This window comes from Petrotoga sp. 8T1HF07.NaAc.6.1 (genome assembly GCF_016772115.1).
Taxonomy (GTDB): domain Bacteria; phylum Thermotogota; class Thermotogae; order Petrotogales; family Petrotogaceae; genus Petrotoga; species Petrotoga mobilis.
Window position 1 is genome coordinate 1 of the sequence record NZ_AUPG01000013.1, and the last position, 12,119, is coordinate 12,119.

Below are 12,119 nucleotides of genomic sequence, written 5' to 3' on the forward strand. Positions count from 1 at the left end.
TAATATCAATATTATATACGCTGTTAAAAAAAGAATATGAGAAACCTAAGTCTCCATACCAATAGTCGCTTGAAAGCAATATTGTTAACGAAAAAACTAAATCTCAACCAAAGGAAACATATGAAAGTTTAAACATGGTAAAATTGAAAGAAGAAACACCCCAGAGGGGTTCAAGGAAATAAACATCCTTCAGAGGAGGAAGCCTGTCCTCGTGGATAAATTATACAACATTCAACTAACAAAAAGCAAATCAATTTCAAAGACATAAATACTATCTAACCATTACACTATTTCAATGACAATTAATTATGATCTAACACGACTTTACCTATGAACTTAGTACCGGTCCTGTGGAAACAATGAAGATTGAATGTTTGTATATGGGAATAAATCTCACCTCCAAAACTCTTAGTACTATCTAAACCATTACCTCTTGAAAATTACAGCCCTATCATTTTCAATATAGTTCTCATTTCTGGTTCTACTGGATTGACCTTTGGTATCACACTGATTGCAGTATCGGGATCTTTTAAACCATGTCCCGTGAGTACCGCAACAATTTTACTTCCTTTTTTTATCTTATCCAATTTGATCATCTTTTTAACACCAGCTACCGAAGCTGCAGAAGCTGGTTCTGCAAACACACCTTCAAGTGATGCCAATTCTTTATACGTGTTCAATATCTCCTCGTCGGTAACAAAATTTATAAACCCTCCGGATTCTTTTGCCGCTTCTACGGCCTTCTCCCAATTGACCGGATTACCTATTCTTATGGCGGTTGCTACAGTCTCTGGATTTTTTATAACCTGATTTTTTACGATAGCAGCTGATCCTTCCGCTTCAAAACCAATCATCTTAGGTAACTTATCTGTTTTGTGGTCTTTAAAGTATTCTTTGAACCCTTTCCAGTAAGCTGTGATGTTTCCCGCATTCCCCACTGGAATTGCCAATATGTCAGGAGATTTACCACCCAATTGATCACATACCTCAAAAGCTGCACTTTTTTGACCTTCTATCCTGTATGGATTAAGTGAGTTAACCAGAGTTATAGGATAGTTGTCAGCGATCTTTCTTGTAATCTCTAAGGCAACGTCAAAATTACCTTTTATCGGTATAACTATAGCCCCATGCATTAAGGCCTGAGATAATTTCCCCAAGGCGATCTTCCCTTCAGGGATTATGACCGCTGTTTTTAATCCTGCTCTACTTCCATAAGCCGCAGCAGAGGCGGATGTGTTACCCGTTGAAGCACAGATTATGGCTTTATCACCGTTCTGAACCGCTTTGGTTACGGCTAACGTCATCCCTCTGTCTTTAAAAGACCCCGTAGGATTAGCACCATCATATTTCAAATAAAGTTCAATATCCAAAATATTACTCATTTTTTCTGCGAATATCAAAGGAGTGTTCCCTTCTTGTAACGTTATTATCTCTGTTTTCTCATCAACGGGCATGTACTCTTTATAAGCATTTATTATACCGGGCCAAAAACTAAAATTTCTCATCGAAATCCTCCACCCTTATTATATTTTTTATTTCTATCACATCATCTATTTCTTTCAATGAAGCAATGGCTCTTTTCAAGTTTTTCTCTTTGATTGGATGCGTCTGTAAAAATATTGGTACAACAGGATTAAGTCTTTGTTTTTGAATTACAGAAGCGATGCTAACTTCGTTATCTCCAAAAGCTTTAGCTATTTTTGCAAAAACACCGGGTTTGTCATTCACTCTCAATCTTATATAGAAAGAGTTTTCAATTTCATCTATCACAATTAACTTCAAGCCGTTTAACCTTCCGATACTGTATTCGTTTTCAATATGGTATTTAATACTCTTGGCGGCTTCCATAATATCTGCAACAACCGCACTCGCAGTTGGCATTTCCCCGGCACCTTGTCCGTAAATCATTATATCTCCAACGGCGTCTCCGTGAATCTGTACGACGTTGTATACACCGTTGATTTTTGAAAGAGGGCTATTTTTAGAAATAAAAGTCGGATGTACCCTTATATCCAATATCTTGTCTTCATACCTTTTCCCAATAGCCAACAATTTGATAGTATATCCTAATTCCTCAGCTATTTCTATGTCTTCCCTTTCTATTCTATCAATCCCTTCTACATAGATTGAATTAACATCTATAAAACTTCCAAACGCTAATGAAGACAAAATACTTATTTTATATGTACTATCCAAACCACTTACATCAAAATATGGATCGCTCTCCGCATAACCTAGACTTTGCGCTTCTTTTAAAGCCTCTTCAAAATTAATAGATTTTTCTGTCATTTGAGTCAAAATGTAATTTGTGGTCCCGTTTAGAATTCCATAAATTCTTTCAATTTTATTTGCAATCATGGACTCTTTCAGAGTTTTAATTATAGGGATTCCTCCACCTACGCTTCCTTCATAATACACTTTGGCATTATTGTTCTTTGCTAGTTGAAATATTTCTCTACCATACTTGGCTAATATTAACTTATTGGCTGTTACAACATTTTTATGACGGTTGATAGCTTCTTTAATGTAATCTAATGTCGGTGTTTCTCCACCAATTAACTCCACCACGATCTGAATTTCAGGATCTTCTACGATCTCTTTATAGTCTTCAGTAAGCAACGAATCATCTACATCGTACTTCCTTTTTTTGTTCTTTTCTTTTACCAAGATCTTTTTGATTTGAATTTCCTCACCTAGTTTTCTTTCTATATCTTCCTTTTTAGTTGTGAGTATATTGTACACCCCTCCTCCAACTGTACCGTACCCAAGAAGTCCGACTTTAATCATCGTAACTCCCTCCCTTTTCATTAACGATCACTAACCCCGGATGTTGATAGTTGAAAAAGTTATGAACTATTTTCTTGAGTTATAAAAGTGACTGTTTAAAACGTTTTTAATGGAATGAATTCAATAATAATTTGGTTTTTCAACAATTTTATCGACAAACTTTTCAACTTTCAATGTTCAAAAGTATTTTTACACTAAGTTCGTCGATATCTCAGTCGAAAACAACGTCGATAATTAAAGTTATCAACAAAACATTCGATAAAATCATTTAAAAATCTTTTTGAACATTTAAGTTGATAACGAGGTTCAAAATTTTTGGCACTTTTGAACTTACACAAAATCTCATTAACAAAGAAAAACAGGACTTTTGAACTATCAACATTACACTATCTTCACTACTATCACATAATTAAATATAAAAACAACTAAAAACAACTTTATAAAAATTCAAATTGACTAACTTCAGATAAACTTGGCATAGCATTCGCGGCTCCTTGTTTCGTAGCAACAATAGCAGCACATTTATTGGCAAAGTCTGCATATTCAACAAGTTTTTCTAAAGAAATCTTAAGAAAATCATTCTTAGATAAATTCTTCAATTTATACAAAATACCTGCCATAAAAGAATCTCCACAACCTACAGTTTCAGCAACCTTTACTTTATAACCAGGAACTCTTCTAATAATAGTATCTTTATAAACTAAAGAACCTTCACTTCCTAAAGTCACAAACAAAATAGAACCTTCTTTGATGGAAAGTGTGTTAATAGCTTCTTCAACATCTTTTTTTCCAGTTATATAAAACAAATCATCATCGCTCATCTTCAATATATCAACCTTTTTAATTATATTCTTTATAAGACTGTTGTAACTTTCCCTATTTTTCAACAAAGACTTTCTAATGTTAGGATCAAAAGAAGTTACCAAATCACCAGAAACAAAATTGTCAAACAATCTAATCAAAGTACTCGATGTAGGTTCATCTATAAGAGCTATAGAACCAAAGTGAAAGATATTAAATTTTTCATAATCCAAATTCTCTACATCTTTTAATCCTAACTGTGTATCCGCTGCATTATCTCGATAAAACTCATACTCAGCCTTTCCTTGGGCATCAACCGCTGCAAAAGCCAAACAAGTTTTCAACCCTTCAACCGTAAAAGAACAATCCGTGTTCACTCCATTTTCTTTTAAGTACTCAAATAGAAATTTACCAAATTCATCTTGAGCTATCTTCGTTAAAAAAGAAACATCTGCACCCAACTTTGCAAGTCCTACAGCTACATTAAAAGGAGATCCTCCTGGTCGTTTCTCAAAAAGCTCACTTTCTCCAAGACCTTTGTTTGGAGATTTCGATATAAAATCAAAGAGAATTTCACCAGCACAGAGAATAGCCATATATTGCCTCCTATTCACCAACTATTTTTTCGATCTTTAGATAAATATCTTCGCTAAGCTCCCAACTTCCCGCTTCAATATTTTCCAAAACATGTTTTTCATCTTTTGAACCAGCGATAACTGTCGATACTTGTTTGTGATGTGATAACCAATTTATAGCCATTTGAGACAAGGGCCTTCCAATTTTATTGGCTAAAATCTTTAATTCCTCAACTTTTTCTACACTTTTGACAAAAAGCTCCCTATTTTTAAATATTTCATCCATAGCTCTAGGATCGTTCTTCGGTGGTTCATAATCCTTGGAGATCTTTCCTGTCAACAACCCTTTAGCAAGAGGACTGTATGGAATTACCGTTAAATCGTATTTATTAACAACTGGAAAAAGCTCTTTTTCAACATCTCTAACCAATAAGTTGTAATAATTTTGTGTGGAAACAATATCCACATACTTTATCAACGTTTCTATTTGTTGTGCACTAAAGTTAGACACACCGATGTACTTAGCTTTTTTGCTATCTAAAATCTGTTGTAACGCCTCTGCAGTTTCTTCTAAGGGAGTATTGGGATCAGGCCAATGAATTTGATATAGATCAACATAATCACATTTAAGTCTTTGCAGAGAATCATCTATTTCTTTCAATACCCTTTCTTTCTTTAAATTATTCCTAATTCTTCCCCTTTGGTCCCATTCTAAACCACATTTAGTAGCAATGTAAAGATCTTCTCTCTTTTTTCCTTTCAAAAATTCACCAACTATTTCTTCAGACTGACCTCGACCATATGCCGGTGCAGTATCAAAAAAGTTAACGCCATTGTCGTAAGCTAAGTTCAATATCTTAACACCGTTTTCCTTTTCAATAGGTCCCCAATTTCCACCTAATTCCCAAGCTCCGTATCCTACAACAGATACGTTCATATCTGTCTTTCCAAACTTTTTGAATATCACAAAAACCACTCCTTTTATAATTTGATTCTTAACTTCAAATACTTCCGATAACCCTTGTTATTATTATACCATATCGAAAAATTCCTTAGTTTTTTCAAATAGATTCACAAATATGATAAAATTATGTATAAACAAAAAAATTAAAGGGAGTTCACCTATTTTGAAACCTAAAAGTGTTATTATAACTATAATTTTTACTACTATCACAATTTTTGCTTTTTCGGAAAAACTTAATATCATTTTAGGCGAATATTACCCAGATGTGTACATAGATAATGGTAAATTAGAAGGCTTTGTGATTGATATTCTGAACGAAATAGAAAAAAACTCAGATTTAACCTTTGAAATAACGGTAAAAAATTGGACAGATGCATACGATACCTTTTTAAATGACGAAAATTACGACTTAATAGGACTAATAGCACCAACTCCAGAAAGAAAAGATACTTTAAAATTTTATAAAACCGTTATTTTTGTTGACTCATTCATAATGACGAGGTACGATAACGATTATACCTACGAAGAACTAAAAAATTATCCAGTCGGGGTTTTAGATGGTAGCTTTTTAATAGATGTTCTAAAAAACGAAGGATTTAAAGATATTAGAGTGTACCAAACAAATGAAAGTGTCATATCAGATCTGCTGAACGAAAAATTATCTTCTGCTGCTATAGAAGATGAAAGAATAGTTTCACACTATATCATAGCAAACAATTTAAAACCTGACATTCGATATGTGAAAGTATTTGATTCGACACCTCTAACCTTTGCCTCCAAAAAGAACAGTGAAAAAGAAGAAACCTTGCAGATATTTGAAAGTACCCTCAATAATGTTCTAAAAAGCGAAGGTTTTGATCTAATTAAAAATTTATGGGTTGGAATAAGTACATCTTTAAGTGTTGAACGTCAAAAAAGCATCAATAGAATGCTTATTACTTTTATAATAATTTTGATTGGTTTTGTTGTTACCTTGGTTTTCTTTTACTTTAGAAATAGAAAAATGGTTAACACCATACACAAGGCAAATATGAGACTAAGAAATTCTTATAAGGAAATTAGTGATCTTAGCCATAAAAATAAAGAATTGAGCGAAAAGCTTGTAAAGATGTATCAAATATTTTATTCTTTCATTGAAAGCGAAGATACAAAGACGATTTTGAATAATGCTATAGAAGGTTTAGTTAAATTGATACCAGAAGCCGAAGCAGGAAGCATAGGACTCATCACCGATCACCAATGGAAAATTTACGCCGCATATGGATTCAACAAAGAAATATACAATTTCACCATTCCTGTTGATAAAGTCATAAAAGTTGGGAAACATGTTCAAGAAGTTCATAATTTGGATTCATTTAATGAAGATCTTTCAATGGAAAATACCAATATATTAACCAAATCTGGTGCGACTAATTTGGCAAGTAGCTTAATTATGGACTTATACAGCAAAGAAAGATTTATAGGTAACATCTCGGTAAATTCAAAGGCAAATATGAAATTTTCTGATACCTCAAAAGAAGTAATGGAAATATTCGGAAGATTGATTGAAATTTATATGGATCTTAAATTTGAGGAAAGAGAGGCTATTGAGGCCTATAACTACTCTTTAAAAAAACTTAGTGATGTGGCAGAACGTTTTGATATGGAAACTTCTGAACATATGAACAGAATAGGCCAAATAAGTTACGAAATAGCTAAGAATTTAGGTTTAGATGAAAATTTTGCTCAAGAGATAAAAACATACGCATACTATCATGATATTGGAAAGATACTTATACCCATTGAGATTTTAAGAAAGAAAGGTTCTTTAAATGATTCAGAATGGGAAGTGATGAAAAAACATACCGAATATGGGGCAGATATAATTGGAAATGCAGAAATTTTTAAAGTTGCAAGAAACATCGCACTCTACCATCAAGAAAGATACGATGGAACGGGATACCCCTTTGGCTTGAAAGGCAAAGATATTCCGATTGAAGCCAGGATAGTCGCTGTGGCAGATGTGTACGATGCACTCAGAACTGAAAGATCATATAAGAAAGCTTATTCTCATGAAGAAAGTATGAAAATATTATTAGAAGGAGATAACAAAACTTCTCCAGAACAGTTTGATCCTGAAGTATTAAAAGTATTTGTCAAAATAGCGGATAAATTTAAAAATACGTATTAATAAGATTACAAAAAAGTTAAACTACCAGAAAAAACGAGCAATTTGGAGGAAAACCGAGAAAAAACGAGATTTAGCCTTCTAATCGAAAATAATCGCTTTTAATCGACTATAATCGTCCATAATTGGATTTTTTGAATCTTGATACTTTTATTTATATGTGTTATGATACATATGAAACTTAGCACTCTTAATATTTGATTGCTAAAAAACAAAAATAAAAAATTGAAATAAAATAATTAAAATAAAAAAGGGGGTATCATCACATGACAGTGAAACCATTAGGAAACAGGCTACTCATTAAACCCATTACCGAAGAAAGAAAGACTGAAGGTGGTATAGTACTACCAGATTCAGCAAAAGAAAAACCTCAAAAGGCAGAAGTTAAAGAAGTTGGGAAACTAGATGAAGATTATGATTTAAAAGCGGGAGACAAGGTAATCTTTTCTAAATATGCAGGAACTGAAATCAAGATAGATGATGAGGATTATATCATCATTGATGTGGAAGACGTACTAGCAAAAGTAGAAGACTAAAAACAGGAGGTGTTGAGATAAGATGGCAAAAATGTTGAAATTTAATGAAGATGCAAGAAGAGCTTTAGAAAGAGGCGTTAATACAGTTGCAGATGCTGTTAAAATAACTTTGGGACCTAAAGGAAGAAACGTAGTTTTAGAAAAGAGTTGGGGATCTCCAACTATCACAAATGATGGTGTTTCCATTGCTAAAGAAATTGAATTGAAAGATAAATTTGAAGCACTTGGAGCAGAATTAGTTAAAGAAGTAGCTTCCAAAACAAATGACGTTGCGGGAGATGGAACAACTACCGCTACAGTTTTAGCCCAGGCTATGATTCAAGAGGGATTGAAAAATGTTGCAGCCGGTGCTAATCCAATATTGATGAGAAACGGTATCGCTAAGGCTACAGACAAAGCTGTAGAACAGATAAGGAATGCCAGCAGAAAGTTATCGAGCAAAGAAGACATTGCCCACGTTGCTTCTATATCTGCCAATAACGAAGAAATTGGAAATATTATTGCAGAAGCTATGGACAAAGTCGGAGAGGATGGAGTTATAACTGTCGAAGACTCTAAAACTCTTGAAACTTATGTAGAATTCACAGAAGGAATGCAATTCGATAGAGGATACATCTCTCCATATTTTGTAACAAATACAGAAAAAATGGAAGCAGAAATGAAAGAACCTTATATATTAATTACAGATAGAAAGATTTCAGCTGTAAAATCAATAGTTCCAATTTTAGAAAAAGTTGCTCAAGCTGGGAAACCGTTGGTAATAATTGCTGAAGATGTTGAGGGAGAAGCTCTTTCTACATTGGTTCTCAATAAGCTAAGAGGAACATTGGAATCAGTAGCTGTTAAAGCTCCTGGTTTTGGAGACAGAAGGAAAGAAATGCTAAGAGATATTGCAATTTTAACCGGTGGTACTGTAATATCCGAAGAAATTGGTCTCACCTTAGAAGATATTTCCATTAATGATCTTGGTCAAGCTGATTTGGTAAGAGTCGCAAAAGAAGATACTATCATTGTTGGAGGAAAAGGTGAACCTACAGCAATAAAAGAAAGAATAGCACAGATAAAAGCTCAAATTGAAAATACAAGTTCTGATTACGAGAAAGAGACATTACAAGAGAGATTAGCAAAATTATCTGGTGGAGTTGCAGTAATTAAAGCTGGAGCGGCTACAGAAACTGAGTTGAAGGAAAAGAAGCATAGAATAGAAGATGCTTTATCTGCAACAAGAGCAGCTGTAGAAGAAGGGATCGTTGCAGGTGGAGGAGTAACGTTACTCAGAGCAAAGAAAGCTGTTGAGGAATTCGCAAACACATTATCAGGAGACGAAAAAATAGGTGCTCAATTAGTAGCAAAATCTTTAGACGCTCCTGTAAAACAGATAATCAGAAATGCCGGTTTAGAACCTGCTATAATTATTGAAAAAATAATTGAAAAAGATGATTCAAAATATGGATATGATGTTTTGAAAGAAAGATATGTAAATATGTTTGAATCTGGAATAATTGATCCAACTAAGGTTACAAGAAGTGCACTTCAAAATGCTGCATCGATTGCTTCCATGCTTCTAACAACGGAAGTTTGGTAGCGGAAGAACCAAAAGAAGAAAAAGGTCCAGAAATGCCAGCAACACCAGATATGTACTAAACTTAGACAGTAGTAAAAAAACGCCCTGAAAGGGGTTCAAGGATATAGGCGTGCCATTGAATATGGCACGTTTTTTTATGGTATAATAAAATAGTAAGTTTCACTAACAAAAAACGAGGTGAAAGATTTGGCAGTAGTTTCCATATTATCAGGTTTGATTAGTATGGTGATATCTATAAAATTGATAAAAAAAGTCCATTGGGCTATTCTTGTTGCAACAATTGTAACTGCACTAGTCTCTTTGAATTTGAATTATATTGGTAGTAGCTTCCTAGAAACCATTACACAAAGCGATTTTTATGAAGTGATTATTGTTATCTTTGGAATATATCTTCTATCGGATACTATGAAGGCAAGTGGAAACTCACAAAAATTCGCCAAAAACATAAGAACGTTATTCAATTCAAGACAGGCTGTCGGATTAATGCCTATGTTACTGGGGTTACTACCCATGCCAGGAGGGGCAATGTTCACTGCACCAATGGTTAAAGATATAGCAGATGAAAGCAACATTAATAGGGTTGAAGCTACGGCAATGAACTATTGGTTCAGGCACACTATGGAGTTCTTTTGGATACTGTATCCCGCATTAATTTTAGAAAGCGCTCTCACGGGGATCAGTTTAACAAAATTGTTATTAATACAACTTCCGATAGGACTATTTGCAATTGTTGGGGGATGGATCTACTTCAAAAACGGTAGAATAAGTTTAAAAAAAGATAAAGAGTTATGGAAAGAACTTTTTAAATCTATACTCCCCGTCATAATCATAATCGTTGGAGTAATTGCTTCTTTACCTGGTTGGCTTGTTGTTTTAGCGGTATCTTTAATATATACTTTTTATCATAAAAACTACAAAGATCTTCTAAATATAAGATGGGAAACGGTGTTGTTGCTATTGTTCGTTTTTTGGTACAAAAATTTTGTAACTGTGTCAAATTTATCCAACGATTTTGTAGAAAATCTAACTACTTGGGGAGTAAGTCCATGGTGGATAATAATGATCTCTCCGATTATTATAGGATTGATAACTGGAATAACTCAAGCAGGTTTTGCGGTTACAATGCCGATAGCTTTGTCGTTCGTTGAAGCGGGAGTTATTTCTTTGGTACCGGTTGCAATTACCACATATTTTTTCTCTGTATTGGGGGTTCTTCTATCACCTGTACATCTCTGTCTTTTACTTACATCAAAATATTTTGAAGTCGATATGTTTAGTGTTATAAAAAAAATAATAATTCCCATTTTTTGTGCTATAATGGGTTATATTGTAGTAATGCTATTTTTCATCTTCTAATCAAAGGGTGGAGGAATTCACATGAGAAAACGTTTTATACTTTTCTTAATAGTGATTCTTGTTTTTTCAAGCATAATTACCGCTGAAGATACTGTAACTAATCAGAGTACCCCCACGTCTAAGTTCACTCTCAATTTAGATGATTTAAGCAGAAACCTAGTCCAGCATAATACTAATTCTTATTTAGATATAATTTCCAACTTCTTAACTACATATGATTATTACTTTCTTGTTGGAACACCAGTGGTGGGATACACAGTTGGTTATCTTACAAAAGATTACAGGCTAAAAAAGGTATCTGAAGATGCTATTATATCTTCCGTTATTAGTGGAGGAATAACCTTGCTAACAAAAATTGTTGTTGGCAGAGAAAGGCCATATGCTGAAGATGGTTCATTTTCATTCAAGCCATTCGCTCCCCTCACTCAAGGGGCGACTTATACTTCTTTTCCTTCAGGACATTCCGCCATTGCCTGGTCTGTATACACCCCATATGCGAAAGAGTACACTTGGTGGATTTATATTATACCAACAAGTATATCGCTTTCTCGCATCTATGAAGATGTGCATTGGCTCTCAGACGTAGTAGCTGGTTCTTTCCTGGGGTATTATACGGCATCTTACGTCTATTATTTTTAAATTAATTATTTTTGCTTTTTAGATAATCCTGATACTTCTTCCAATCATTCAAAAATCTTTCAAGACCTATATCCGTCATGGGATGTTTGAACATTTTCTCAAGCACTTCAAAGGGCATAGTAACAACATCTGCTCCAATCAAACCTGCTTCTAAAACATGCTGAGGATGTCTAACACTAGCCACGATAATTTTAGTTTCATATCCGTAATTGCTGAAGATAACTTCAATTTCTTCTACTATATCCATTCCAGTGTTTCCTATGTCATCCATTCTACCGATGAAAGGACTCACGTATGTAGCTCCTGCCTTGGCTGCAAGAAGAGCTTGTAAAGGGCTAAAAACTAAAGTCGCGTTGGTCTTTATACCTTCTTTGGATAAAGTTTTTATCGCTTTTATTCCATCGGGAATCAAAGGTATTTTAACAACCACAAATTCACTTAAATTTGCTATTTCTCTGGCTTCTTTTACCATTCCTTCGTAATCTGTGGATACCACTTCGGCACTTACTGGCCCTTCTACGGTTTCACAAATTTCCTTGATTCTTTCTTCAAATACTGCATTCTCTTTTGAAACCAACGTTGGATTCGTTGTCACACCGTCAACTATTCCCCAATCTACACCTTTTCTAATTTCCTCTATATTTGCGGTGTCTAAAAAAATCTCCATTTCTAAATTTCCCTCCCTGCTCTGATTTTTGTCATAACAATT

General features: G+C 34.1%; 9 protein-coding genes and 1 pseudogene. 5 read left to right on the forward strand and 5 right to left on the reverse strand.

Translation table 11 applies throughout. From position 1 onward, the window contains the following. Positions 1 to 440: 440 nt before the first annotated feature. The 4 genes from thrC to NAAC61_RS08645 all read right to left on the reverse strand — a co-directional run bounded on the left by thrC (position 441) and on the right by NAAC61_RS08645 (position 5,130). Positions 441 to 1,505: a threonine synthase gene (thrC, locus tag NAAC61_RS08630; RefSeq protein ID WP_121514737.1), complete on the reverse strand. Its 1,065-nt coding sequence runs from the start codon at positions 1,503 to 1,505 to the stop codon at positions 441 to 443. Further along, entirely contained in the window at positions 1,492 to 2,787 is a 1,296-nt protein-coding gene (locus NAAC61_RS08635; protein WP_202695784.1) for a homoserine dehydrogenase, read from the reverse strand. Before NAAC61_RS08635 ends, thrC begins: the two co-directional genes overlap by 14 nt. 437 nt (positions 2,788 to 3,224) lie before the next feature. After that, positions 3,225 to 4,184, reverse strand: a complete 960-nt coding sequence (locus NAAC61_RS08640) for a carbohydrate kinase family protein (protein WP_202695786.1) — start codon at positions 4,182 to 4,184, stop codon at positions 3,225 to 3,227. A 10-nt stretch (positions 4,185 to 4,194) separates the two neighbouring features. Further along, positions 4,195 to 5,130, reverse strand: coding sequence for an aldo/keto reductase (locus NAAC61_RS08645; protein WP_202695787.1), 936 nt, complete (start codon positions 5,128 to 5,130; stop codon positions 4,195 to 4,197). A gap of 160 nt (positions 5,131 to 5,290) precedes the next feature. Between NAAC61_RS08645 and NAAC61_RS08650 the strand changes: the two genes are divergently transcribed. The 5 genes and pseudogenes from NAAC61_RS08650 to NAAC61_RS08670 all read left to right on the forward strand — a co-directional run bounded on the left by NAAC61_RS08650 (position 5,291) and on the right by NAAC61_RS08670 (position 11,410). Next, entirely contained in the window at positions 5,291 to 7,297 is a 2,007-nt protein-coding gene (locus NAAC61_RS08650; protein WP_202695788.1) for an HD domain-containing phosphohydrolase, read from the forward strand. 263 nt (positions 7,298 to 7,560) lie between these two features. Continuing rightward, positions 7,561 to 7,830 carry a co-chaperone GroES gene (groES, locus tag NAAC61_RS08655; protein WP_121567532.1) on the forward strand — a complete coding sequence of 90 codons (270 nt, stop codon included), beginning with the start codon at positions 7,561 to 7,563 and terminating at the stop codon, positions 7,828 to 7,830. Positions 7,831 to 7,852: 22 nt separating this feature from the next. After that, a pseudogene (gene groL, locus NAAC61_RS08660) lies at positions 7,853 to 9,474 on the forward strand (chaperonin GroEL). 118 nt (positions 9,475 to 9,592) lie between these two features. Next, positions 9,593 to 10,771 carry a DUF401 family protein gene (locus tag NAAC61_RS08665; protein WP_337920007.1) on the forward strand — a complete coding sequence of 393 codons (1,179 nt, stop codon included), beginning with the start codon at positions 9,593 to 9,595 and terminating at the stop codon, positions 10,769 to 10,771. Positions 10,772 to 10,792: 21 nt separating this feature from the next. Beyond that, on the forward strand, positions 10,793 to 11,410 hold the full coding sequence (locus NAAC61_RS08670) for a phosphatase PAP2 family protein (protein WP_202695791.1): 618 nt from the start codon (positions 10,793 to 10,795) through the stop codon (positions 11,408 to 11,410). Between the two features lies 1 nt (position 11,411). Here NAAC61_RS08670 and fsa read toward each other — a convergent pair whose 3' ends face one another. After that, positions 11,412 to 12,077 (reverse strand): fructose-6-phosphate aldolase, encoded by a 666-nt coding sequence (fsa, locus tag NAAC61_RS08675; protein ID WP_121567529.1) that lies wholly within the window; start codon positions 12,075 to 12,077, stop codon positions 11,412 to 11,414. Between the last annotated feature and the right edge of the window lie 42 nt (positions 12,078 to 12,119).

Excerpts from the sequence above, each read along its gene's own strand:
- NAAC61_RS08635 (WP_202695784.1), bottom strand. The coding sequence starts at position 2,787 with ATGATTAAAGTCGGACTTCTTGGGTACGGTACAGTTGGAGGAGGGGTG.
- groES (WP_121567532.1), top strand. The coding sequence starts at position 7,561 with ATGACAGTGAAACCATTAGGAAACAGGCTACTCATTAAACCCATTACC.
- NAAC61_RS08670 (WP_202695791.1), top strand. The coding sequence starts at position 10,793 with ATGAGAAAACGTTTTATACTTTTCTTAATAGTGATTCTTGTTTTTTCA.
- NAAC61_RS08640 (WP_202695786.1), bottom strand. The coding sequence starts at position 4,184 with ATGGCTATTCTCTGTGCTGGTGAAATTCTCTTTGATTTTATATCGAAA.
- fsa (WP_121567529.1), bottom strand. The coding sequence starts at position 12,077 with ATGGAGATTTTTTTAGACACCGCAAATATAGAGGAAATTAGAAAAGGT.
- thrC (WP_121514737.1), bottom strand. The coding sequence starts at position 1,505 with ATGAGAAATTTTAGTTTTTGGCCCGGTATAATAAATGCTTATAAAGAG.